The 23,318-nt window shown below is 65.6% G+C and carries 25 protein-coding genes; 7 read left to right on the top strand and 18 right to left on the bottom strand.

Annotation, left to right across the window (positions count from 1 at the left end):
• Positions 1–19: 19 nt before the first annotated feature.
• The 3 genes from CH291_RS19755 to recO are packed head-to-tail and all read right to left on the bottom strand — an operon-like array spanning position 20 to position 2,040.
• Positions 20–439, bottom strand: a complete 420-nt coding sequence (locus tag CH291_RS19755) for a hypothetical protein (RefSeq protein ID WP_068052323.1) — start codon at positions 437–439, stop codon at positions 20–22.
• A complete protein-coding gene (locus CH291_RS19750) occupies positions 432–1,250 on the bottom strand; it encodes an isoprenyl transferase (RefSeq protein ID WP_068052326.1) in 819 nt (272 codons plus the stop codon). The genes CH291_RS19755 and CH291_RS19750 overlap by 8 nt, the downstream gene beginning before the upstream one ends.
• Complete coding sequence (recO, locus tag CH291_RS19745; protein WP_068052329.1) at positions 1,207–2,040, bottom strand: DNA repair protein RecO; 834 nt, start codon at positions 2,038–2,040, stop codon at positions 1,207–1,209. Before recO ends, CH291_RS19750 begins: the two co-directional genes overlap by 44 nt.
• Positions 2,041–2,112: 72 nt before the next feature.
• Between recO and CH291_RS19740 the strand changes: the two genes are divergently transcribed.
• Positions 2,113–3,534 carry an amidase gene (locus tag CH291_RS19740; RefSeq protein WP_094669149.1) on the top strand — a complete coding sequence of 474 codons (1,422 nt, stop codon included), beginning with the start codon at positions 2,113–2,115 and terminating at the stop codon, positions 3,532–3,534.
• A gap of 43 nt (positions 3,535–3,577) precedes the next feature.
• On the opposite strand, the gene era is transcribed toward CH291_RS19740, so the two are convergent.
• The 8 genes from era to hrcA form a co-directional block, all read right to left on the bottom strand.
• Complete coding sequence (gene era, locus CH291_RS19735) at positions 3,578–4,492, bottom strand: GTPase Era (protein ID WP_068052356.1); 915 nt, start codon at positions 4,490–4,492, stop codon at positions 3,578–3,580.
• A gap of 15 nt (positions 4,493–4,507) precedes the next feature.
• Entirely contained in the window at positions 4,508–5,830 is a 1,323-nt protein-coding gene (locus CH291_RS19730; RefSeq protein ID WP_094669150.1) for a hemolysin family protein, read from the bottom strand.
• 40 nt (positions 5,831–5,870) lie between these two features.
• Positions 5,871–6,413, bottom strand: coding sequence for an rRNA maturation RNase YbeY (ybeY, locus tag CH291_RS19725; RefSeq protein ID WP_068052336.1), 543 nt, complete (start codon positions 6,411–6,413; stop codon positions 5,871–5,873).
• A 53-nt stretch (positions 6,414–6,466) separates the two neighbouring features.
• The gene (locus CH291_RS19720) at positions 6,467–7,510 is read right to left on the bottom strand and encodes a PhoH family protein (RefSeq protein WP_032394544.1); all 1,044 of its coding nucleotides are present in this window, start codon (positions 7,508–7,510) and stop codon (positions 6,467–6,469) included.
• 93 nt (positions 7,511–7,603) lie between these two features.
• Entirely contained in the window at positions 7,604–8,359 is a 756-nt protein-coding gene (locus CH291_RS19715) for an alpha/beta hydrolase family protein (protein ID WP_094669151.1), read from the bottom strand.
• The gene (locus tag CH291_RS19710; protein WP_094688414.1) at positions 8,356–9,129 is read right to left on the bottom strand and encodes a 16S rRNA (uracil(1498)-N(3))-methyltransferase; all 774 of its coding nucleotides are present in this window, start codon (positions 9,127–9,129) and stop codon (positions 8,356–8,358) included. The genes CH291_RS19715 and CH291_RS19710 overlap by 4 nt, the downstream gene beginning before the upstream one ends.
• A gap of 3 nt (positions 9,130–9,132) precedes the next feature.
• A complete protein-coding gene (dnaJ, locus tag CH291_RS19705; RefSeq protein WP_094669153.1) occupies positions 9,133–10,293 on the bottom strand; it encodes a molecular chaperone DnaJ in 1,161 nt (386 codons plus the stop codon).
• 98 nt (positions 10,294–10,391) lie between these two features.
• Positions 10,392–11,435, bottom strand: a complete 1,044-nt coding sequence (gene hrcA / locus CH291_RS19700; RefSeq protein WP_027497502.1) for a heat-inducible transcriptional repressor HrcA — start codon at positions 11,433–11,435, stop codon at positions 10,392–10,394.
• Between the two features lie 133 nt (positions 11,436–11,568).
• Here hrcA and CH291_RS19695 point away from each other — a divergent pair, with 133 nt between their 5' ends.
• Positions 11,569–11,874, top strand: a complete 306-nt coding sequence (locus CH291_RS19695) for a type II toxin-antitoxin system VapB family antitoxin (protein ID WP_032379172.1) — start codon at positions 11,569–11,571, stop codon at positions 11,872–11,874.
• A 10-nt stretch (positions 11,875–11,884) separates the two neighbouring features.
• Here the strand turns inward: CH291_RS19695 and hemW are convergent, their stop codons facing one another.
• Positions 11,885–13,096: a radical SAM family heme chaperone HemW gene (gene hemW, locus CH291_RS19690; RefSeq protein WP_094688413.1), complete on the bottom strand. Its 1,212-nt coding sequence runs from the start codon at positions 13,094–13,096 to the stop codon at positions 11,885–11,887.
• 336 nt (positions 13,097–13,432) lie between these two features.
• On the opposite strand from hemW, the gene CH291_RS19685 reads away from it, so the two are divergent.
• The 5 genes from CH291_RS19685 to CH291_RS19665 are packed head-to-tail and all read left to right on the top strand — an operon-like array spanning position 13,433 to position 18,936.
• Positions 13,433–15,151: a nitrite/sulfite reductase gene (locus CH291_RS19685; protein ID WP_094688412.1), complete on the top strand. Its 1,719-nt coding sequence runs from the start codon at positions 13,433–13,435 to the stop codon at positions 15,149–15,151.
• Complete coding sequence (locus tag CH291_RS19680; RefSeq protein WP_094640414.1) at positions 15,148–15,858, top strand: phosphoadenylyl-sulfate reductase; 711 nt, start codon at positions 15,148–15,150, stop codon at positions 15,856–15,858. Before CH291_RS19685 ends, CH291_RS19680 begins: the two co-directional genes overlap by 4 nt.
• A complete protein-coding gene (gene cysD / locus CH291_RS19675) occupies positions 15,855–16,799 on the top strand; it encodes a sulfate adenylyltransferase subunit CysD (RefSeq protein ID WP_068052360.1) in 945 nt (314 codons plus the stop codon). Before CH291_RS19680 ends, cysD begins: the two co-directional genes overlap by 4 nt.
• On the top strand, positions 16,799–18,103 hold the full coding sequence (locus CH291_RS19670) for a sulfate adenylyltransferase subunit 1 (protein ID WP_068052363.1): 1,305 nt from the start codon (positions 16,799–16,801) through the stop codon (positions 18,101–18,103). Before cysD ends, CH291_RS19670 begins: the two co-directional genes overlap by 1 nt.
• Positions 18,100–18,936, top strand: coding sequence for a sirohydrochlorin chelatase (locus CH291_RS19665; RefSeq protein WP_094688411.1), 837 nt, complete (start codon positions 18,100–18,102; stop codon positions 18,934–18,936). The genes CH291_RS19670 and CH291_RS19665 overlap by 4 nt, the downstream gene beginning before the upstream one ends.
• On the opposite strand, the gene CH291_RS19660 is transcribed toward CH291_RS19665, so the two are convergent.
• The 6 genes from CH291_RS19660 to CH291_RS19640 form a co-directional block, all read right to left on the bottom strand.
• A complete protein-coding gene (locus CH291_RS19660) occupies positions 18,896–19,951 on the bottom strand; it encodes a sulfate/molybdate ABC transporter ATP-binding protein (protein WP_094688410.1) in 1,056 nt (351 codons plus the stop codon). The genes CH291_RS19665 and CH291_RS19660 overlap by 41 nt on opposite strands.
• Positions 19,951–20,751: a sulfate ABC transporter permease subunit CysW gene (gene cysW, locus CH291_RS19655; protein WP_094688409.1), complete on the bottom strand. Its 801-nt coding sequence runs from the start codon at positions 20,749–20,751 to the stop codon at positions 19,951–19,953. The genes CH291_RS19660 and cysW overlap by 1 nt, the downstream gene beginning before the upstream one ends.
• Positions 20,748–21,641, bottom strand: a complete 894-nt coding sequence (cysT, locus tag CH291_RS19650; protein WP_082898920.1) for a sulfate ABC transporter permease subunit CysT — start codon at positions 21,639–21,641, stop codon at positions 20,748–20,750. Before cysT ends, cysW begins: the two co-directional genes overlap by 4 nt.
• Before the next feature lie 5 nt (positions 21,642–21,646).
• Positions 21,647–22,669: a sulfate ABC transporter substrate-binding protein gene (locus CH291_RS19645; RefSeq protein ID WP_094640416.1), complete on the bottom strand. Its 1,023-nt coding sequence runs from the start codon at positions 22,667–22,669 to the stop codon at positions 21,647–21,649.
• Positions 22,670–22,872: 203 nt separating this feature from the next.
• On the bottom strand, positions 22,873–22,962 hold the full coding sequence (locus CH291_RS27450) for an Ms4533A family Cys-rich leader peptide (protein WP_310180897.1): 90 nt from the start codon (positions 22,960–22,962) through the stop codon (positions 22,873–22,875).
• A gap of 118 nt (positions 22,963–23,080) precedes the next feature.
• Positions 23,081–23,314, bottom strand: coding sequence for a hypothetical protein (locus CH291_RS19640; RefSeq protein ID WP_068052375.1), 234 nt, complete (start codon positions 23,312–23,314; stop codon positions 23,081–23,083).
• Positions 23,315–23,318: the final 4 nt, after the last annotated feature.

Genomic DNA, 23,318 nt, shown 5'->3' with positions numbered 1-23,318 from the left:
GCAAACCTTAGCTGACCGATCAGGGCAGTAGGCCCTCACGCGCCTTCTCGACTCCGGCGAGCACCAGGATGAGCATCGTCAGCATGGCCTCGTCGTCCAGACCGTTCGCAGGAAAGGTGTAGCGCAACAGCACATCCGCGAGCTTGTCGTGGGTGTTGACCGAGATCGCGCCGAACTGCGAATCCGCATTTCGGTCGGCGACTTTCTTGTGCAGAGCCGGCTTCAACGGCCGGTCCCACGCCAGGACTGCAGTGAGCGAGAGAACCTCGAGCTCGGGCGAGAGTCGCACGGCACGCAGCGAACACAGAGCACCCGCATAGTCGAACCCGAGAGAACCCTCGTCACCGAGTGTGACCGTCGCGAACTGCGAGAGCGCCAACTGGGCACGGGCCTGCAACGAAAGCCCCTCGTCCGGCGTCCCGTTCGCGGTGTCACTCATACTTGACTCCACCGAATCGTCGGTCCCGCGAGGCGTATTCGATACACGCCTCCCACAGATCCCGACGGTCGAAATCCGGGAAGAGCTTCTTCTGGAAGACGAACTCCGCGTACGCGGACTGCCAGAGCAGAAAGTTCGACGTCCGCTGCTCCCCCGACGGACGCAGGAACAGATCCACGTCGGGCATATCCGATTCGTCGAGGTACTTGGCGACGGTGGCCTCGGTGATCTTCTCGGGGTTCAGCTTGCCCGCAGCCACCTGTCGAGCAATTTCCCTTGTGGCATCGGCAATCTCGGCCCGACCACCGTAGTTGACGCACATCGTCAATGTCATCACGGTGTTGTGCTTGGTCAACTCCTCGGCGACTTCGAGTTCCTTGATGACACTGCCCCACAACCTCGGTCGACGGCCGGCCCAGCGAACCCGGACGCCCATCTCGTTCATCTCGTCGCGCCGCCGACGAATGACGTCACGATTGAAGCCCATCAGGAACTTGACCTCGTCGGGACTGCGCTTCCAGTTCTCCGTCGAGAAGGCGTACGCGGACAGCCACTGCACCCCGATCTCGATGCACCCGCAGACGGTGTCCATGAGCACCGCTTCACCCTGCTCGTGTCCTGCGGTGCGCGGCAGACCGCGATCCTGTGCCCACCGACCGTTGCCGTCCATCACCAGTGCGACGTGGCGAGGAATCAGTTCCGGCTGCAGGATGGGCGGACGAGCGCCCGACGGATGCGGATCGGGAGGGCGCACCGTCGACTGTTCGTCAGGCCGAGGCCCCTGCTCTCGTCGTCGAATCACGGTCCCCATCCTGCCCGACGGTGTCGGCGAACACGGAGTCAGGTTGCGCCAGCGGTACCTGATGCGGGTGCGAACGTTCGATGAGCGGAAGCGTGCGCAACTGTCGTTCCAGATGCCATTGCAGATGAGCCGCCACCAGTCCACTGGCCTGCTTGCGGACGGCATCGGAGGTGGTGACGGTGTAGTCCCATTCCCCGCGCTCGAGCGCAACCATCAGATCGAGAACCCCGGTCGACGGCGTCGCCGATCCCGGCGGTCGGCAATGCACACACACGGCTCCACCGGCCGCGACATGGAACGCTCGATGTGGGCCCACCGCTGCGCACCGCGCGCAGTCGGTCAGTGCGGGAGCCCATCCGGCGAAACCCATCGCGCGCAGCAGGTACGCGTCGAGCACCAGCTCGGGAGGCCTGACGTGCTGCGCGAGAGCACGCAGGGCACCGACGGTCAACTGATGCAGCCGCTGCGCGGGTGCATGCTCCTCGCCCGCCAGCCGTTCGGCAGTTTCCAGGACCGCGCAACCGGTGGTGTAGCGACCGTAGTCGGCCACGATGTCTCCGCCGAACGCGTCGACCGTGTGCACCTGGGTGACGATGTCGAGGTTGCGTCCCGGATAGAGCAGAACGTCGATGTGCGCAAACGGTTCCAGCCGCGCACCGAACTTGGATTTGGTGCGGCGAACTCCCTTGGCAACGGCCCGCACGATTCCGTTCTCCCTGGTCAACAACGTGACGATGCGATCGGCCTCACCCAGCTTGTGCTGGCGCAGGACGACTGCGTTGTCACGGTATGGCCTCACGTCATCCAGTGTCCCACGCGGGCTGCGGCGGTGACCGTTCCCGCGCTGACGAGGAGTCGATACTGTGCAGGCGTGGATTTCCATCGGTCGACTCTCGTTGCTCAGGCTGCCGCTCTCGCGTCGGGTCGCATCACGTCGGTACAGGCGGTTTCCGAATCACTCGATCGCATCGAGAAGAGCCAACCCACGCTCAACGCGTTCCGCATCGTGCGCCGCGATGCAGCCCTCGCCGAGGCGGCCGAAGCGGATCGTCTGCGGGCCGCCGGCACCACCGCTCCCCTGCTCGGCGTTCCCGTTGCCGTCAAGGACGACGTGGACGTCACCGGGGAACCGACCGCCTTCGGATGCGCGGGCGACTTTCCACCTGCTACCGCGGATTCGGAGGTGGTACGCAGACTGCGTGCAGCCGGAGCCGTCATCGTCGGAAAGACCAACAGCCCGGAACTCGGCCAGTGGCCGTTCACCGGCGGCACCTTCGGGCACACCCGTAATCCGTGGGACCGTGCGCGCACCCCGGGCGGCTCCTCGGGTGGCAGTTCTGCCGCGGTGGCTGCCGAATTGGTCTCTGCCGCTCTGGGTTCCGACGGTGCCGGCTCGGTGCGGATTCCAGCCTCGTGGACCAATCTCGTGGGGATCAAGCCGCAACGCGGACGCATATCGTCGTGGCCGGAGCCCGAGGCGTTCAACGGCATCACCGTCATCGGCCCGCTCGCGCGAACCGTGGCCGACGCGGCACTGCTCCTCGACGTGGTCTCGGGCAGTCACGACGGAGATCTGCATCGTCCGACGCCGCTGACCGTCTCCGATGCCGTCGGACGCAACCCCGGTTCGCTGCGGATCGCGCTGAGCCTGCGTAAGCCGTTCATTCCGACGCCTGCCCCGCTGGACCCGGAGATCGCCGGTGCCGCATATCAGATGGCCGCGGTACTGCGCCTACTCGGGCACCGAGTGGTCGTCGACGATCCGGCATACGGAATGTTGTTGGGGCTCAACTTCTTACCCCGCTCGCTGGCGGGTGTGGCCACCTGGCTCGACCGTCTCCCCGATCCGTCTCTCGCCGACCCACGCACCCGAGCCAACGCCAAGAGCGGCCGGGCTCTGGCCGGGGCACCGCTGCGCGCAGCACGCGCCGCCGAACCTCGCATCGGGCGTCGTGTCGGCCGGTTCTTCGACGAGTACGACATCGTGCTCGCCCCGACGACCGCCACCCCGCCGCCCCGGATCGAGGCCATCGACGGCATCTCCAACGCCGACACCGATCGGGTCATCACCGAGCACTGCCCCTACACGTGGCCGTGGAACGTGCTGGGGTGGCCGAGCGTCAACGTGCCCGCGGGATTCACCGCCGCGGGCCTGCCCATCGGCCTGCAGTTGATGGGCCACGAATCCTCCGAGCCACTGCTCGTTTCCGTTGCCGCTCAACTCGAGAACGTGCTGCAGTGGCACCGCAATCGCCCCGATCCCTGGTGGACCCAGGTGAGCGAAACCTCGTAGCCTGCTACGAATTGCCGTGCACATGCGGCGAAGCCGCTCCGGATCAGAACCCGAGCTTGCCCATTTGCTTCGGGTCGGTCTGCCAGTCCTTGGCGATTTTGACGTGCAGGTCCAGGTAGATCCTGGTACCGAGTAGCTTCTCGATCTGCAGTCGCGACGCGGTGCCGACCTCTTTGAGTCGCGAGCCACCCTTGCCGATGATGATGGCCTTCTGACTCGATCGCTCGACGTAGAGGATGGCGTGCACGTCGAGCATGTTGTCGTGGCCTTCACGGGGCAAGACCTCGTCGATGACGACGGCAAGGGAGTGCGGCAGCTCGTCGCGGACGCCTTCGAGCGCGGCCTCACGGATGAGTTCGGCCATGAGGACTTCCTCGGGCTCGTCGGTGAGCTCACCGTCGGGGTAGAACGCCGGGCCCGGTGGCAGTTCCGACGCCAACAGGTCGACGAGCTTCTCGATCTGCTCGCCCGATTCGGCGGAAACCGGGATGACGTGAGAATTCTCGCCGAGCAGCTTCGACAGCGACATCAGCTGCTGTACGACGCGTTCCTTCTTGACCTTGTCGATCTTGGTGATGATTCCGATGAGCGTCGTCTTGGGCGCGATGTGCCGCACCTGTTCGAGGATCCACCGGTCGCCGGGCCCGATCTTCTCGTCCGCGGGGATGCAGAGTCCGATGACGTCGACCTCGGAGTAGGTGTCCTGCACCAGGTCGTTGAGGCGTTGCCCCAGTAGCGTTCTCGGTCGGTGCAGGCCGGGGGTGTCGACCAGGATCAGCTGCGCGTGCTCTCGGTGCACGATCCCGCGAATGGTGTGCCGCGTCGTCTGGGGACGCGAGGACGTGATGGCGATCTTCGATCCCACCAACGCATTGGTCAACGTGGACTTGCCGGTGTTCGGTCGGCCTACGAAACAGACGAATCCGGATCGGAACTCACCGTTGTTCTGCTCGGACAAGAGCACCTCCAGATTTCAGTGTTGACGAGTGGCCTCGGACGAGTCGTCGTCCTCGGTGGAATCTTCTTCGGGTTCGAGCTTTTCGACCAGGACCGTGGCGATGCGGACGCGCCCCTTGGGATCTGCGCCACCTTCTCCACGCAGCAGCAGGCCGTGGGTGATCACCTGCGAACCGGGCAACGGTACTCGGCCGAGTTCGTAACCGAGGAGTCCGCCGACGGTGTCGACTTCCTCGGATTCGATCTCGATGCCGAAGATCTCGCCGAGGTCTTCGAGCGGCACCCGCGAGGACAGCCGATAGCGTCCGTCGTCGAGTTCCTCGATGGGCGCGACTTCGTCGGAATCGTATTCGTCGGCGATCTCGCCGACGATCTCCTCGATCACGTCCTCGATGGTCACCAGCCCGGCGATGCCCCCGTACTCGTCGACGAGCAGGGCCATGTGGTTGCGATCGCGCTGCATCTCGGCGAGCAGACTGTCGAGTGCCTTGGAGTCGGGAACGAAGACGGCCGGACGCATCAGGTCGGACACCTGCACTCCGCGGCCGCCGTCGGTGGAGTAATACGTCTGCTGCACAAGGTCTTTGAGGTACACGACGCCGACGATGTCGTCCACGTTCTCGCCGATCACCGGAATGCGGGAGTGGCCGCTGCGCACAGCCAACGAGGTGGCCTGTCCTGCTGATTTGTCGGACTCGATCCACACCATCTCGGGGCGCGGGACCATGACCTCGCGGGCGGAGGTGTCACCCAGCTCGAACACCGATTGGATCATTCGCCGTTCGTCGTCGGCCACGACGCCGCGCTCGCGGGCCATGTCCACCAGTTCCCGGAGTTCGATCTCGGAGGCGAAGGGGCCGTTGCGAAATCCCTTACCGGGGGTGATCGCGTTGCCGATGAGGATGAGCAGTCTGCTGATCGGTCCGAGGAGCCACCCGAGTGCACGCAGGGGCAATGCGGCCGCCAACGCGATCGAGTACGCGTTCTGCCGACCGAGGGTTCGCGGACCGACACCGATCACGACGTAACTGACCAACACCATGGCCACCGCGCTGATCACCAATGCGGTGGTCGAATCGATCAACTGCGTCAGGCCACCCGCGAGCAACACGGTGCCGCCGATCTCGCACAGAATGCGCAGCAGCACCATCAGATTGACGTATCGCGGGCGGTCACCGACCACGACGACGAGGCCGGTGGCACCGGGGCGCTCGTCCTTGACCATGTCGTCGATTCGCGCACGTGAGACCGTGTTCAGCGCGGAATCGACGGCAGCGAACAGGCCGCCGAGAGGCACGAGAAGGACAGCGAACACGATGAGCGCAACAGCACTGCTCACGCGCTAGGACCCCACACTTGCACCTGTTCGACGACGCAGATCATCGGTCGAGTCCGTCCACGAAACCGGCCTTGCCGAGTAGCCTGGCGTCGCGGGCGGCCTGTTCGGCGGCCTCCTCCGCACGCCTGGCGTCCTCGTACCATTCGGCCAGCAGCCGGTTCTGCAGCTCGAACATTTCCTTCTCTTCGTCCGGCTCGGCGTGGTCGTAACCCAGCAGGTGCAGCACACCGTGCACGGTCAGCAGAGCGAGCTCGTGTTCGAGCGAATGCCCCGCTGCGGCAGCCTGATCCGCGGCGAACGACGGGCACAACACGATGTCGCCGAGCATCGCCGGCCCGGGCTCGGGCGCATCGGGACGACCGCCCGGCTCTAGCTCGTCCATCGGAAACGACATCACGTCGGTCGGGCCGGGCAGATCCATCCACCGCATGTGCAGATCTGCCATCGTTGCCGAATCCACCAGCACCATCGACAGTTCCGCAGCGGGATGCACGTCCATGCCGGCGATCGCGAACCGCGCGACCGAGACCAGCTCGGGTTCGGAGATGTCCATCCCCGACTCGTTGGACACTTCGATACTCATCTAGCCACTACCCACGCTCTCGTTGCCTGCATCTGTCGGTCCGTATGTCTGAATCATCTTCTCGCCGAACGCGGTCCACCGGTGCGGCGTTGCGCCCTGTTGGGAATGACGCCTTCCGATGTCGACTCGAACCGCTCGTACGCGTCGACGATCTCCGAGACCAGGCGGTGGCGCACCACGTCGCTGCTGGTGAGCTGCGCGAAGTGGATGTCGTCCACGTCGGTGAGGATCTCCGAGGCTGCCCGCAACCCCGATCGCGCACCTCCGGGAAGGTCGACCTGGGTCACGTCGCCGGTGACGACGATCTTCGACCCGAATCCGAGTCGGGTCAGGAACATCTTCATCTGCTCGGCGGTGGTGTTCTGCGCCTCGTCGAGAATGATGAATGCATCGTTGAGAGTGCGTCCGCGCATGTAGGCGAGCGGGGCGACCTCGATGACCCCGGCCTGCATCAGCTTCGGAATCGCCTCGTCGTCCATCATGTCGTGCAACGCATCGTGCAGCGGCCGCAGGTAGGGGTCGATCTTCTCGTGCAGCGTTCCTGGAAGGAAGCCGAGCCGTTCCCCCGCCTCCACTGCCGGACGCGTCAGGATGATGCGGCTGACCTGCTTGGTCTGCAATGCCTGCACGGCCTTCGCCATCGCCAGGTACGTCTTGCCGGTGCCGGCCGGGCCGATGCCGAACACGATGGTGTTGGCGTCGATCGCGTCGACATAGCGCTTCTGGTTCAGCGTCTTGGGCCGGATCGTCTTGCCGCGGCGCGAGAGGATGTCCAGGCTCAGCACCTCGGCCGGTGAATCCGAGACGCCTTCGGTGAGCATGGCGATCGATCGGCGCACTGCATCGGGAGTCAGTGGCTGAGCGCGCTTGGCCAGCGCGGCCAACTCGGAGATCACCCGTTCGGCCAGCGCCACATCGGCCACTTTTCCGGTGAGCGTCACGGCGTTTCCTCGTACGTGGATATCTGCCGTCAGCATCTGCTCGAGCGCCCGCAGGTTCTCGTCGGACTGTCCCAGCAGTGGCATCACTGCTTCGGGGGCGAGTTCCAGGGTGGACCGAACGTCGCGCTCGGCGGGAAATTCGCTGTGTTCACTCACGTGGTGGCTATGGCCTGCTCTCTGGTGTCGGCTTCTCGGACGTGCATTCGGTATGGATCGAGTTTAACGCCGCAGCAACGATGCGCATTCCCATTACTCGCTGGTGGCACCGAGCACGGCGTCGAGCGAGAGCGCCCAACACCGGGAATCGGGATTCAGGAAAGCGAAGTGATCTTCCCCCGGCACGATCGTCAGTCGCGCGTCGTCTCCGGCAGCGCGCGCCAACGCTACGTACCTCTCGCTCTGCGCCGCGGGCACCTGGATGTCCTCGGATCCGTGCAGGGCGATCGTCGGGATGCCGATGGGCGTGCGGGCCGCGGGCGAGGCCGACCGGTACAGCTCGGGGTCGTCCTCGTATCGGGCCTGCAACAGCGCCTCGACCGCCGGGTTCGTCCGTCCCGACGCACCGCGCGGCTCGAGATCGAGAACTCCGGCCTGCGAGACGATGCGCGACGGGCGGACCTTCGTGCCGGTCTCGCCGCCGAGCCACACGGCCAGGTGACCGCCGGCGGAGTGGCCGATGACGCGGACGTCGTCGATCCCGACCGGAGCATGGTGCTGCAGTTCCCCTGCAACCACGTCGAGTGCCGCAGTCACATCGGACTGCATCTCCGGCCAGTGCCCACCTGCGCCGACGCGTCGGTACTCGATGTTCCACGCCACCGCTCCGGCTGCGGCGACTGCGCGGGCGAACTGAGTACCCAGACTGGACCCGTACTGTCCGCTCCAGAACCCGCCGTGCACCACCACGACCACCGGCGTCCGGTGATCCATCGACTCCGCCGGCAGGTAGAGGTGACCGAACTGCTCCGGATGATCGCCGTACGCGATCTTGATCCGCGCGCTCATGCGTTCTGGAAGTCGGGCGGGAGTTGGGTCCACCGCGAGGTCAGGACGCCCAGCGCGCCCAGAGCCACAGCTCCTGCCGTGGAGGTCCGCAGCACCGTCGGGCCCAGCACCACCGGCGTCGCACCCGCCTCGGTGAGAGCGGCGACCTCCCTGTCGTCGAGACCACCCTCGGGTCCGACGACGATCACGACCTCGGGAACCGAGTCGAACGGCAGGTCCCGGAACGCCGAAGTAGCCGCCTCGTGCAGCACGGCGACGATCCCGCCGCGCTCGACGACGCCGCGTACGAAGGCGTTGACCTCCCGCGAATCGTGCAGCTCGGACACCTCGGGGATGAATGCCCGACGCGACTGCTTGGCTGCTTCCGCCGCGGTGCTGCGCCACTTCGCGACGCCCTTGGCCGCCTTCGGGCCCTCCCACCGTGCGACGCATCGCGCGGACTGCCAGGGCACCACAGCATCGACGCCCGCTTCCGTGGCCAGCTCGACGGCGAGCTCCGATCGGTCCGCCTTCGGCAATGCCTGCACCAGCGTCACCACCGGAGTGGGACGCGGCATCTCACTGCGCGATTGCACGGTCAGTTCGAGCCGGTTCTTCTCCGCTGCGGCGACGACCGCGTCGGCCAGGCCGCCCGCTCCGTCACCGAGCAACACCCGCTCGCCCACCCGGATGCGCCTCACCGTCGCGGCATGGTGCCCTTCCTTGCCGTCGAGCACCGCGAGCTCGCCGACGTTCGGTAGAGGCGAGAGGTAGAAGACCGTGGGGGCCATCGATCAGCGACCGCTGAACGCTTCCCGCAACCGCGAGAACAGACCGCCGCTGTGCGCCGAACCGGTGGTGACGACCTCCGCCGAGTCGCGGTCGCGCATCGACCTGAGCTGTTCGAGCAGATGGGTCTGCTTGCTGTCGAGCTTGGTCGGCACGATGACCTCGAGGTGCGCGTGCAGATCGCCGCGAATACCTGACCGCAGCTTGGGCATACCGTGACCGCGCAGCACCGTCGTCGAATTCGGTTGTGTGCCTTGCTCGATCGAGATCTCGGTGGGTCCGTCGATGATCGCGTCGATGTTGACCGAGGTGCCGAGAGCGGCGTCGACCATCGGAACACGGACGGTGCAGTGCAGGTCGTCACCGTCGCGCACGAACACCTCGTGCTGCTGTTCGACGATCTCCACGTACAGGTCTCCCGCGGGTCCGCCGCCGGGACCGACCTCGCCCTGAGAGGCGAGACGAATGCGCATGCCGTTGCTCACGCCGACCGGCACCTTGACCGAGATGTCGCGACGCGACCGGACGCGACCGTCGCCGCCACACTTGCGGCAGGGGTCGGGAATGGTCTCGCCTGCGCCGCGGCAGGTGGGACACGGACGGCTGGTCATGACCTGGCCGAGGAACGAGCGCTGCACCGACTGCACTTCACCGGCACCGCCGCAGGTATCGCAGCGAACCGGCTTGGAGTCACCGTTGGTGCCCGAGCCCGTGCACAGGTCGCAGAGAATCGCCGTGTCGACGGTGATGTGCTTGGTCACGCCCGTCGCGCACTCGTCCAGGGTGAGCTTGGTACGCAACAGCGAATCCGCTCCCGGCTGGACGCGCCCCTTGGGCCCGCGCTGGGATCCGCCCGCACCGCCGCCGAAGAACGCCTCGAACACATCTCCCAGGCCGCCGCCGAACCCGGCACCACCGAATCCACCACCGCCGCCGCCTCCGCCGCCCTGCTGCAGCGGGTCGCCGCCGAGGTCGACGATGCGACGCTTCTCCGGATCGGAGAGCACCTCGTATGCGGTGGAGATGTCCTTGAACCGAGCCTGCGCGGCCTCGTCCGGGTTGACGTCCGGGTGCAGCTCTCGCGCCAGCTTGCGGTAGGCGCGCTTGATCTCCTGGTCCGTCGCCTGCTGGCCGACGCCCAAAGTCCCGTAATAATCCCGTGCCACGTCGTCTCTTTCGTCCTAGAAGATGAATCTCGTTCGGTGAAGCTGTGTGCCGGCCGTCCGTGCCCCCGCCGCCGGCGTTCGATCGGTTCTCGCTCGTCTCAGCGCTCGGCCAGGACCTCGCCGATGTACCTGGCAACCGCGGCGACCGACGCAATTGTTCCTGGGTAGTCCATTCGGGTCGGCCCGAGAACACCCATTCCTCCGAGGACCATGCCAGCCGACCCGTACCCGGTGGAAATCACCGATGTCCCGCGCATTTCCTCGACCTGCGTCTCCTCGCCGATCCGCACCGTGACGGTGCGGGTGTCCTGCGTCACTGCGAGCAGCTTGAGGACGACCACTTGCTCTTCCAGCGCCTCGAGTACCGCCCTGAGCGATCCGGGAAACCCCGCGTCGCCGGCGAAATCGGCGGCATTGCGCGTCAGGTTCGCCGTCCCGCCGAGAACCAGGCGTTCCTCGGGATGCTCGACGAGCGATTCCACCAGCACCGTGGCCGATCGAATCATCGCGTCGCGTAGCGCAGGTGGAGCGTTCTCGGCGAGTTCGGCCACCGCAGCCGATGCCGCCGCCAGCCGCTTGCCCTCGAGTGCACCGCCGAGAAGACGCCGCAGCTGCGCAAGATTCTCGTCGTCGATGACGTCACCGAGTTCGACGATGCGCTGATCGACTCGCCCGGAGTCGGTGATGAGCACCAACAGCAGCCGGGCCGGGGTGAGCGCTACCACTTCCAAATGGCGAACCGAGGACGCCGACAGCGTGGGGTACTGCACCACGGCAACCTGCCGGGTCAACTGAGCCAGCAATCGGACGCCGCGTCGCAGCACGTCGTCCAGGTCGACGCCGTTCTCGAGGAACTCGAGGATGGCGCGGCGTTCGGCCGCGGACAGCGGCTTGACGTCCGCTATTCGGTCGACGAACTGCCGATAGCCCTTGTCGGTCGGCACCCGACCGGAACTGGTGTGCGGCTGCGCGATGTACCCCTCGGCCTCGAGCACGGCCATGTCGTTGCGCACCGTTGCACTGGACACCCCCAGGTTGTGGCGTTCGACCAGGGCACGTGAACCGACGGGTTCCTGGGTGGACACGTAGTCCGCCACGATCGCTCGTAGAACCTCGAACCGCCTGTCGTCGGTGCTCGACATCGGTGCCCACCTCCGTTCTCGTTTCCAATCGTCGCTCGAGTCTAGTAGCCGGCGAACGCATGCTCGTGCAAGGCCTTACTGTGGTCCGAGTGGAAACGTTCTTTCGATTCGGTCCAGCGGCTCGAGGCTCGCGATGATCTTCAAGGGTGTTCGTGACGGAAAGCCGTACCCCGAGCACGGTCTGTCCATCAGGGACTGGTCGAGAATCCCGCCACGCCAGCTGCGTCTGGACGAGATCGTCACCACCACCAAGGTGCTCGAGCTGGACAGATTGCTGTCCGAGGACTCCACCTTCTACGGCGATCTGTTCCCCCACGCGGTGCAGTTCCGCGGCGTCATCTACCTCGAAGACGGCTTGCACCGCGCAGTGCGTGCGGCACTGCGCAATCGAACGGTGTTGCACGCCAGGGTGTTCGACTACGACGCACTGAGCGCCTGAAACAGACTGTTCAGGCGGCAGCGATGGTGCGCACCACCGCGTCGGCCAGCAATCGGCCCCGGTCGGTGAGCACGAGTCGTTCTCCGCGGCGCACCATCAACCCGTCTGCGACGGTCTGTTCGGCAGCGGCGCGCTCGGCCGGCCCGAGCAACCTCATCGGCACTCCCGAGCGGAGTCGGACGGTCAACATCAGCTCTTCCAGGTGTCGATCCTCGGCGCTGAGCAATTCGCTGCCGTGCACCGGTAGGTGTCCTGTGGCAAGGCGATCGGCGTACGCGGCCGGGTGTTTGACGTTCCAGAACCGGGTGCCGCCGATGTGGCTGTGTGCGCCGGGCCCAGCGCCCCACCAGTCGCCGCCGTCCCAGTAGCCGATGTTGTGGCGGCACTGCGCGTCGGCGTCGGTGGCCCAGTTCGACACCTCGTACCAGGACAGCCCTGCGGCGTTCATCGCCGTGTCGATGCGCTCGTACCGGCTCGCCAGCACGTCGTCATCGGGTGCAGGCAACTCACCGCGGCGAACCTTGCGGGCCATGGCGGTGCCGTCCTCGACGATCAGCGCGTAGGCCGAGACGTGGTCGACGCCGGCCTCGAGCACTGCCGCGAGGGACTGGTCCAGATCGCTGTCTCGCTCGCCGGGAGTGCCGTAGATGAGGTCGAGATTGACGTGCTCGAAACCGGCCGCGCGCGCTTCCTTTGCCGCGGCGACCGCTCGACCGGGCGTGTGGGTGCGATCGAGGACGGCAAGCACATGTGGTGCAGCGGACTGCATTCCGAGCGAGATGCGGGTGAAGCCGGCGTCACGAAGCCGGTCGAAGAATTCCGGTGACGTCGATTCCGGGTTGGATTCCGTGGTCACCTCGCCGCCGTCGGTCAATCCGAAACTCGACCGAACCGCACCCAGGACGTCGGCCAGACCGTCGCCCCCGAGCAGTGACGGGGTGCCACCGCCGACGAAGACGGTGTCTGCCGTCGGAACGCGACCCGTGCGGGCCCGCATCAGCCCCGCGGCGGTGTCCAACTCACGTCGCAGACCCTCCAACCAGGACTGCGGCGACGCCGATGTGCCCAGCTCACCCGCCGTGTAGGTGTTGAAGTCGCAGTACCCGCACCGCGTGGCGCAGAACGGAACGTGCACGTAGATCCCGAACGCGCGGTCCCCCACTCCGTCGAACGCCTCGGTCGGCAACTCGAAGGTGGACGGGACGGGTACGACGGTATTCACGCCTTCCAGTGTCCCAGAGTTCGGGCACACCCGATCCCACACGCCCTGCCAGCCTATTTACCTCGAAATCGGGGTAAATAGCCGCCGCGGTCGTCCATCGCCCCGATGACGTGGCACAATGACTCCCGTGACCGACTCAGGAATTCGACTCGTGGCGCGCCGCCATGTCGATCTCGGCCGTGTCTGCAGCGCGTCGTGTCGATACACGACCGGCTGCTGACCAGCCCTCCTTCGAGCACGTCCATTCGATCCACCGGTTTACCACTGTCGTCGAGCGAGCACTGATCTGCGCTCCCGTACCGGGTACCGGCCAGCACAAAGATGCAGGAGCAATGCATGTCGTCGACCAGCGACGCGACCACCGACGCTGCCTCCGTCACACCACGGGAGCGCACACCGCGTCCGACCAAGCGCCGAGCCGAGGGACAGTGGGCACTGGGGTACCGGGAGCCACTGAACGCCAACGAGCAGTCCAAGAAGGACGACAACCCGCTGAACGTGCGAGCCCGCATCGAGAACATCTACTCCAAGCAGGGTTTCGACAGCATCGACAAGGGCGATCTTCGCGGCCGCTTTCGCTGGTGGGGCCTCTACACCCAGCGTGAGCAGGGCTACGACGGCACCTTCACCGGTGACGACAACATCGACCTCCTCGAGGCGAAGTACTTCATGATGCGGATCCGGTGCGATGCCGGTGCGCTGAACCTCGAGCAACTGCGCACTCTGGCGCAGATCTCCCAGGAGTTCGGTCGCGACACCGCAGACCTGTCCGACCGTGAGAACGTGCAGTTCCACTGGGTCGAGGTGGAGAACGTCCCCGAGATCTGGCGTCGAATCGAAGCGGTCGGCCTGAAGACCACCGAGGCGTGCGGCGACTGCCCCCGCGTGGTGCTCGGTTCCCCGCTCGCCGGCGAGGCCGTCGACGAGATCCTCGACCCCACCTCCGCCATCGACGAGATCGTCGAGCGCTACATCGGCAAGCCCGAGTACTCCAATCTGCCTCGCAAGTTCAAGACGGCGATCTCGGGCCTCCAGGACGTGGTGCACGAGATCAACGACTGCGCGTTCGTCGGCGTCGTGCATCCCGAGCACGGGCCCGGACTCGACCTGTGGGTCGGCGGCGGCCTGTCCACCAACCCCATGCTCGCGCAGCGAGTCGGCGTCTGGGTTCCGCTAGAGGACGTTCCCGACGTATGGGAAGGCGTCGTCTCGATCTTCCGTGACTACGGCTACCGCAGGCTTCGTACCAAGGCGCGCCTGAAGTTCCTCATCAAGGACTGGGGCATCGAGAAGTTCCGCCAGGTCCTCGAGGACGAATACCTGCACCGCAAGCTCATCGACGGCCCGGCGCCCGAGAAGCCCGCTCGGCCCCGCGATCACGTCGGGATCCAGAAGCTCAAGAACGGCCTCAACGCCGTCGGGGTGGCACCCATCGCGGGCCGCGTCTCCGGCACCATCCTCGCCGCCGTCGCCGACGCTGCCGAGAATGCCGGGTCGGATCGCGTGCGGTTCACGCCGTACCAGAAGCTGATCGTCCTCGACGTTCCCGACGAGACGCTCGAGCAGCTGATCTCCGACCTCGATGCGCTGGGCCTACCTGCCCGGCCCTCGCACTGGCGCAAGAACCTGATGGCGTGCAGCGGCATCGAGTTCTGCAAGCTCTCGTTCGCCGAAACCCGCAAGCGCTCACAGGTTCTCGTCCCCGAGCTCGAAGAGCGCCTGTCCGACATCAACAGCAAACTCGACGTGCCGATCACCATCAACATCAACGGCTGCCCCAATTCGTGCGCACGGTCGCAGATCGCCGACATCGGCTTCAAGGGCCTGTTGGTCGACGACGGGGACGGGAATCAGATCGAGGGTTTCCAGGTTCATCTCGGAGGCAGCCTCGGACTGGACAGTGCGTTCGGCCGAAAGTTGCGCCAGCACAAGGTCAACAGCTCCGAGCTGGGAGATTACATCGACAGAGTGGTGCGCAATTTCGACAAGCACCGCGAGGACGGCGAACGGTTCGCTCAGTGGGCCGTGCGAGCAGACGAGGCGGATTTGCGATGAGTACCAGGTTGAATTTGACGGTGGAGGAATTGAAGGACATCGCCGAGCGCGGTGCCCGCGAACTCGACGGGGCGAGTCCGCTGGAGTTGTTGCAGTGGACCGAGGACAACTTCGGTGACGACTTCATCGTTGCCTCCAACATGCAGGACGGGGTGCTCGTTCACCTCGCTGCACAGGTTCATCCCGGTGTGGACGTGCTGTTCCTCGACACCGGCTACCACTTCGCCGAGACCATCGGGACGCGCGACGCCGTCGAGTCCGTCTACGGCGTCCGGGTCGTCAACGCCCGAGCCGAGAAGACTGTCGCAGAACAGGATGCGATCGACGGCAAGGACCTGTTCGCCCGCGAGCCCAATCGCTGCTGTGCGATGCGCAAGGTCGCCCCGCTGAAGAAGGAACTGGCGAATTACAGCGCCTGGGTCACCGGTATCCGCCGGGTCGAGGCCCCCACCCGCGCCAACGCCCCGCTCATCTCGTTCGACGACGCCTTCGGTCTGGTCAAGATCAACCCGATCGCGCCGTGGTCCGACGAGCAGATGCAGGCCTACATCGACGAACATTCGATTCTGGTCAATCCCCTCGTCGACGAAGGCTATCCGTCCATCGGGTGCGCACCGTGCACCGTCAAACCTGCCCCCGGAGCCGACCCGCGTAGCGGTCGTTGGGCCGGCAAGGCCAAGACCGAATGTGGGTTGCACGCCTCATGACACTCGATCTCACCTCGGCCACCGTCGGTCGGACCCATCTCGACGCAGATCGGTTCGACACCCTCGACGCACTCGAATCCGAGGCCATCCACATCTTCCGTGAGGTGGCGGGCGAGTTCGAGCGCCCCGTCATCCTGTTCTCCGGCGGCAAGGACTCGACCGTTCTGCTGCACCTGGCGATCAAGGCGTTCTGGCCCGCTCCCCTGCCGTTCGCACTGCTGCACGTCGACACCGGACACAACCTGCAGGAGGTGCTGGACTTCCGCGATCACGTGGTCGCCAAATACAACCTGCGTCTGCACGTGGCCAGCGTCGAGGAGTATCTCGCCGACGGACGCCTCACCGAGCGCCCCGACGGCATTCGCAACCCGCTGCAGACCGTGCCCCTCCTCGACGCGATCTCCGAAAATCGGTTCGACGCCGTCTTCGGCGGTGCCCGACGCGACGAGGAGCGGGCCCGTGCGAAAGAGCGGATCTTCTCGCTGCGCAACGCATTCGGCCAGTGGGAGCCCAAGAAGCAGCGACCCGAACTGTGGAACCTGTACAACGGCAAGCATTCCCCCGGCGAGCAGGTGCGCGTGTTCCCGCTCAGCAACTTCACCGAACTCGACATCTGGCGCTACATCGCCCGTGACGACGTGGAACTGGCGAGCATCTACTACGCCCATCAGCGACCCGTCTACCAGCGTGACGGCATGTGGATGACGCCCGGCGTCTGGGGCGGACCGGCCGAGAACGAGGAGCTGCAGACCCTGTCGGTGCGCTACCGCACCGTCGGCGACGGATCAACCACCGGTGCCGTGCTGTCCGAGGCCGCCGACAACGAGGCAATCCTCGCCGAGGTAGCCGCGTCCAGGCTGACCGAACGCGGAGCCACCCGCGGCGACGACCGCGTCTCCGAGGCTGCCATGGAAGATCGCAAACGAGAAGGATACTTCTGATGAGCAGCACAGGAACGCAGCTTCTTCGCCTCGCCACCGCGGGGAGCGTCGACGACGGTAAGTCGACGCTCGTCGGACGGCTCCTATACGACACCAAATCCGTTCTGGCCGACCAGATCGACGCCGTCACTCGGGCCTCGGTGGACAAGGGGCTGGCCACTCCGGACCTGTCCCTCCTGGTCGACGGCCTGCGCGCCGAGCGTGAACAGGGCATCACCATCGATGTCGCCTATCGCTACTTCGCGACGCCGCACCGCTCGTTCGTACTGGCCGATACCCCCGGCCACGTTCAGTACACCCGCAATACCGTCTCCGGTGCCTCGACGGCTCAGCTCGTCATCCTGCTGGTCGACGCCCGCAAGGGTGTCATCACGCAGACCCGCAGGCACGCAGCGGTTCTCGCTCTGCTCGGCGTTCCGCGCCTGGTACTCGCGGTCAACAAGATCGATCTGGTCGAGGACCCCGCAACGGTGTTCGCCGAGATCTCGGCCGAGTTCAACTCGCTGACCTCCTCCCTCGGCTGGTCCAGCGAGGACGTCATCGAGATCCCGGTGTCCGCACTGCACGGCGACAACGTCGCGGTGAAGTCGGACAAGACCCCGTATTACGACGGACCCACCCTCATCGAGCACCTCGAGTCGGTTCCGGTCGACGCCGAACCGCACCGGGTCGGTCTGCGATTCCCCGTGCAGTACGTGATCCGGCCGCGCACAGCGGAGTTCCCGGACTACCGCGGATATGCCGGCCAGGTCGCGGCGGGCTCCGTCGACGTCGGCGACGAGGTCGTCATCCTGCCCTCCGGCACCCGAACGACAGTCGAGCGCATCGATACCGCGGACGGGGAATTGCGTACCGCTCATGCCGGACGCAGTGTCACCCTCGTACTCGCCGACGATGTCGACGTCTCGCGCGGCGACACCATCGCCTCCCCGCAGGACGCACCGGAGCCGATCGGCGACTTCGAGGCCACGGTGTGCTGGCTCGCCGAGAAGCCGCTCCGCCCGGGCGCTCGCCTGCTGCTCAAGCACGGCACTCGCACCACCCAGGCCATCGTCGGGACCCTGATCGAGCGATTCGACGAGCAGGAGCTCACCGCACACGAAGGTCCGGAGTCGTTGGAGCTCAATGAGATCGGCCGAATCTCGGTGCGCGTCGCCGAACCCATCGTGGCAGACGACTACGCCGTCAACCGGCACACGGGCAGCTTCCTGCTGATCGATCCGGCCGGCGGCAACACGTTGGCTGCCGGGCTCGTGGGCAACGCTCTGGCTGCCGTCGAGCTGGGGTCGGCAGTTCCGGCGTGAGCGCACTGATCGCGGTTGCCCACGGCAGCCGTGACCCGCGCTCGAGCGCGACGATCCACCGCGCCGTCGACGCCCTGCGTCGGCGGCGACCGGATCTGGACGTGCGCGTGGCGTTTCTCGATCTCTCCGAGCCCGGCGTCGATCAGGTGGTCGACGACCTGGCCGTTGCCGGACACGCACGCATCGTCGCAGTTCCGATGTTGCTGGGCAAGGCTTTTCACGCAAAAGTCGATCTGCCCGAATTACTGCAGGCCGCAAGAACGCGACACCCGCACGTCTCGATAACGCAAGCCGACGTTCTGGGAGACGACCGACTCCTCATCGACGCAGTCCGCGACCGCATCACCGACACCGGTGTCGCAGTAACCGATTCGACGGTCGGAATCGCTCTTGCCGCGGTCGGCTCCTCGGTGGCACCGGCCAATCAGCGCACTCGTGTCATCGCGGAGAAGCTACTGACCGGGACAGGCTGGGCTGGGGCGGTCACCTGCTTTGCGACATCGGTCTCCCCGTCCCCCACCGATGCGATCGCACAGCTGCGCGCACTGGGAGCCGACCGCATCGTCGTGGCACCCTGGTTCCTGGCCCCCGGACTGCTGACCGACAGGATCGAAGCCTCGGTCGCAGGCCTACCGAATGTGGTGCACGCCGAGGTCATCGGAGCACATCCAGCGCTGGCAGATCTGGTGTCGCGGCGCTACGACTCCGCAGTCTCAATGGGTCGTTCCGCAGGCTCCACTCCTGCGGCACGAGCTGGTGCAGCACCGGAGCCGAACGCTCTACCGCACCGGTTCAACGAACCCGTGCACCAGCAATCGCGTCGGCATCGCTAGCGTCTGCGATTTTCGGCACCCGAGTCGCTCGCACATACACCGTCTCGCCCTCGCACAGACCGAGAGCCTCACTGTCGCCGCGGGTGATCTGCGCCGCGAACAGTTCACCGGTGGCCGCATTCTTCAATTCGACCTTCACCTCGAAGCCGAGGTGCACCACCCGCTCGACGACGGCCCGCGTCACACCGGCCGATTCGGCCGTTCCGCTGGCCTGAGCCTGCGCCAACGACGGGTCACGTCCGACGCGAATGTCGTGCGGCCGCACCAGAAGTCCGTTCAGTCGGGCGACCTGACCGAGGAACGACATCACGAAGTTGTTTGCCGGGCGATCGTAGAGATCCTCCGGACTGCCCACCTGTTCGATGCGGCCCTTGTTGAGCACCGCGATCCGATCGGCGACGTCGAGCGCCTCCTCCTGATCGTGGGTCACCAGCACGGTGGTGACGTGGACCTCGTCGTGCAGTCGTCGCAGCCACGTGCGGAGATCGGCACGCACCTTGGCGTCGAGCGCGCCGAAGGGCTCGTCGAGGAGCAGCACCTGCGGGTCGACGGCGAGTGCGCGGGCCAATGCCATGCGCTGGCGCTGTCCACCGGACAGCTGGGCCGGGTAGCGACTCTGGAACCCGGCGAGCCCGACGATCTCGAGCAACTCGTCGACCTTCTTGGCAATCTCGGCCTTGGGCCGCTTGCGAATCTGCAGACCGAAGGCGACATTGTCGCGCACTGTGAGGTGCTTGAACGCCGCGTAGTGCTGGAAGACGAACCCGATCTCACGGCGCTGCGGGCTGACCCACGTCACATCCTGACCGGCGAGCACCACCCGGCCGGAATCGAGTTGTTCGAGCCCGGCGATGGAGCGCAGCAGGGTGGACTTGCCCGAGCCACTGGGCCCGAGCAGCGCCGTCAACGATCCCTTGGGGATGTCGATGCTGACGTCGTCGAGCGCTGCGAAGTCGCCGTAGTGCTTGTCGGCACCGACGACGGAGATCTCGATCTCGGGGGATGTCTCGGTCATTACTTCGTCCTCTTCTTGTCGAGGGCCGTCATCAACAGCAGCACGACGACGGCTATCGCCATGAGCAGTGTGGACGCGGCGTACGCGCCCTGTTGATTGAAGTCCTCGTACCGTGAATTGACCAGCAGCGTGAGTGTCTGGGAAATGCCGGGCAAATTGGTCGAGACCATGATCACCGCACCGAACTCGCCGAGCGACCGTGCGACGGTGAGTACGACGCCGTACGTCAACCCCCACCGGATCGCCGGAAGAGTGATGCGCCAGAACGTCTGCCACGACGACGCACCGAGCGTCGAGGCGGCCTCCTCCTGCTCCTCACCGATCTCGTACAGCACGGGTTCGACCTCGCGCACGACGAACGGCAGCGTGACGAAGATCGTCGCGACGACCATGCCAGGAAGCGCGAAAATCACCTTGAAGCCGAGGCTTTCGACGCCGCCGAACCATCCGTTGGCACCCCACAGCAGGATCAGCGCAACGCCGGTGATGATCGGCGACACCGCGAACGGCAGATCGACGATGGCTTCCAGAACACCTTTGCCACGGAACCGTCCGCGCACGAGCGCCAGGGCGGTCACCACACCGAACACGATGTTGATCGGAACGACTATCGCGACGATCAACAACGACAGCTGCAGTGCCGACTGCGCAGCCGGGGTGGTGATCTGCTCCCAGAAGGCGACGACGCCGTCCTCGAACGTGCGAAACAGGATGGTGCCGAGTGGAAAGAGCACCAGAACGGCGAGATACAACAGAGCCACGGTGCGCAGCGTCAGCTTGATCGGCAGACCGATTTTCACGAGATCTGCTCCTCACGTCGGGCCAAGCGATTGCCGACCACGCGCAGTACGAACAGCACCGCGAACGCGATCGCCAGCAGCACTACCGAGATCGCCGCCGCGTCGGTGGGACGGTCGTACTCGATGAGCTCACGAATGTATTGGGACGCCACCTGTGTGTCGTTGGGGATGTTGCCGCCGATGAGCACCACCGACCCGAATTCACCGATGGCGCGCGCGAAGGCGAGCCCCCCACCGCTGAGGATCGCCGGCAGCAGGACCGGCAGGACGATGCGACGGAAGATGGTCCAGTTGTTCGCGCCGAGCGAGGCCGCGGCCTCCTCGACGTCCTTGTCGAGCTCGATCAGCACCGGCTGAACCGCTCGCACCACGAACGGCAACGTGACGAACAGCAGCGCGACGATCACCGCGGGCTTCGTTGCGTTGAACACCAACCCGACCGGACTCGCCGGACCGTACAGCGACAGCAGAACCAGGCTCGCCACGATGGTCGGCAGTGCGAACGGCAGATCGATCAGGGCGTTGACGAAACGCTTGCCCGGAAACTCGTCACGAACCAGGACCCACGCGATCAGCGTGCCGAGAAACAGGTTGACCACGGCCGCGGCCACCGACACCTGCAACGTCACCTTGAACGTGGCCAGCGCGCGTTGCTCGGTGACCGCGTTCCAGAAGCCGGTGAGACCGTCGTCGAACGACTGAACCGTCAACGCCGCCAACGGAAGCAGCACGATGACGCTGAGCCACAACACCGCGACGCCGAGTCCGAGCGGACCGACCGATCCCGGGCCACGGAACTTTCGGCCTTCCCGCCCGGCACGAAACCGTCGTGTCGCGCTGGGCGGGACGGTCGAATCCGACGGCGCGGGTTCGCTGCTCGATAGGGACATGATCGCTACCTGGTGCTGTCTTGGTAGATCGTGGCGATGGCACCGTTGTCTCCGAACAGGTCCGCGTCGACCTGCGTCCAGCCACCGAGATCGTCGATGGTGTACAGCTTTTCGGGGGTGAAGAACTTGTCGGAGTACTCCGACGCGATGTCCGGGTTCGTCGGGCGAAAGCCGGCCTCTGCCCAGATCTTCTGCCCCTCGTCGGTGTAGACGAAATCGTTCAGCGCATTGGCGCGATCGAGATTGGCGCTGTCGTTGATCACTGCCACGGGATTGTCTATGCGGAACGTGACGGGAACGTCGACGTGCTCCACGCTCTGCCCCTGTTCCTCGATCAGGAGTGCTTCGTTCTCGTAGCTGAGCAACGCATCACCCTGGCCCTGCAGAAAGGCTTCGGTTGCGGCGCGGCCGGATTCGGGCTGAACCGGGAAGTGATCGGCAACGAGGGTGCGAACGAAGTCGAGACCGGCCTGCTTGTCCTGTCCGCCGTTGCTCTTCGCCGCGTAGGGGGCGAGCAGGTTCCACTTGGCCGAACCCGAACTGAGCGGGCTGGGGCTGATGACCTGAACGTCGGGCTTGACCAAATCGTCCCAGGTACGGATGTTCTTGGGGTTGCCTTCGCGCACGACGATCGTCACCACGGAGCCGAACGGCACTCCGGCGTAGGCATTCTGGTTCCAGTCCTCGTCGACCTTGCCAGCCTGCACCAGACGGGTGATGTCGGGCTCGACCGAGAAGTTGACGATATCGGCGGGTGCGCCGTCGGCCACCTTGCGTGACTGGTTGCCCGATGCGCCGTAGTCCGCGTTGATCGCCGTTCCGTCACCGTCCTCGGTTGCGGCGAAGGCGGGACCGATTGCGTCCCAACCATTCTTGGGGACGGCGTAGCCCACGAGGGTCAGTGCGGGGCCGCTCGCGGTGTCCGGCTCACCGCCGACGACGTCACTGGATCCGCCGTTGCATGCGGTGAGCAGAAGGGTTCCCACAGCCGCGAACGTGGTCAGCAGGTAGCGAGAGCTGTGCCTCATCGAGAAAAGGCCTTTCGTGACAGTGTGCAATGAGTACGAACTGGGCATGGTCGACATTCCCGAAGTCGAACCGGGGCACCACCGTGGCCGCGAGTCATCGCGAGATCACCGAGGGCGGCAGAAAGTACGTCGTGAACCGCCCGGCCCCGAGAAGTAGGCGCGTGGGCAACGGATCGACGGAACCGATTCGACGAAGGAAAGAATCAACAACAGTCGATATCGGCGACTGCCAGCATGCCGACAGCGATCAACGCCAACTGATGGCGGACGCGATACTCGGCGGCAGAAGACACGGTCAGAAATCTAGCAGAGGTTCCGGACCGACTCTAATCGGCTATCTAGTGAGCAACCAGGCGATGACAACCAGCACCAGCAGCGCGATGAGCGCCAACGTGACCCGAGACCGTGGCATTACTGTCCATCCTTCGTCGTAGTGGTGGCCGCACCCGTCGGCTCCGCATCGCGAGCCGCCCGTGCATCACGCCCGAGCACGTGCAGAACCACCGCGAGCACACGATCGAACACTCGTGCCAGCAGGAACGCGGTAGGCACGATGACCAGCAGCACGACTACCGACTGCGGCACGAACGGCAAACCCGTCACCCACAGTTCGACGCCGTCCCACCAGCGTGCGATCGATTCCACCCTC

It is taken from the genome of Rhodococcus sp. 14-1411-2a (genome assembly GCF_002259485.1).
In the GTDB taxonomy this organism is placed as follows: domain Bacteria; phylum Actinomycetota; class Actinomycetes; order Mycobacteriales; family Mycobacteriaceae; genus Rhodococcoides.
The sequence above is the reverse complement of the archived record's forward strand: the minus strand, read 5'-3'. Positions and strand labels throughout refer to the sequence as shown.

Coding starts and splice junctions, on each gene's coding strand:
- CH291_RS19695 (WP_032379172.1), top strand. CDS start 11,569: ATGATCTTCAAGGGTGTTCGTGACGGAAAGCCGTACCCCGAGCACGGT.
- CH291_RS19645 (WP_094640416.1), bottom strand. CDS start 22,669: ATGAGGCACAGCTCTCGCTACCTGCTGACCACGTTCGCGGCTGTGGGA.
- CH291_RS19670 (WP_068052363.1), top strand. CDS start 16,799: ATGAGCAGCACAGGAACGCAGCTTCTTCGCCTCGCCACCGCGGGGAGC.
- cysT (WP_082898920.1), bottom strand. CDS start 21,641: ATGTCCCTATCGAGCAGCGAACCCGCGCCGTCGGATTCGACCGTCCCG.
- CH291_RS19685 (WP_094688412.1), top strand. CDS start 13,433: ATGTCGTCGACCAGCGACGCGACCACCGACGCTGCCTCCGTCACACCA.
- CH291_RS19715 (WP_094669151.1), bottom strand. CDS start 8,359: ATGAGCGCGCGGATCAAGATCGCGTACGGCGATCATCCGGAGCAGTTC.
- cysD (WP_068052360.1), top strand. CDS start 15,855: ATGACACTCGATCTCACCTCGGCCACCGTCGGTCGGACCCATCTCGAC.
- ybeY (WP_068052336.1), bottom strand. CDS start 6,413: ATGAGTATCGAAGTGTCCAACGAGTCGGGGATGGACATCTCCGAACCC.
- CH291_RS19710 (WP_094688414.1), bottom strand. CDS start 9,129: ATGGCCCCCACGGTCTTCTACCTCTCGCCTCTACCGAACGTCGGCGAG.
- CH291_RS19680 (WP_094640414.1), top strand. CDS start 15,148: ATGAGTACCAGGTTGAATTTGACGGTGGAGGAATTGAAGGACATCGCC.
- CH291_RS19755 (WP_068052323.1), bottom strand. CDS start 439: ATGAGTGACACCGCGAACGGGACGCCGGACGAGGGGCTTTCGTTGCAG.
- hrcA (WP_027497502.1), bottom strand. CDS start 11,435: ATGTCGAGCACCGACGACAGGCGGTTCGAGGTTCTACGAGCGATCGTG.
- CH291_RS19660 (WP_094688410.1), bottom strand. CDS start 19,951: ATGACCGAGACATCCCCCGAGATCGAGATCTCCGTCGTCGGTGCCGAC.
- CH291_RS19750 (WP_068052326.1), bottom strand. CDS start 1,250: ATGGGGACCGTGATTCGACGACGAGAGCAGGGGCCTCGGCCTGACGAA.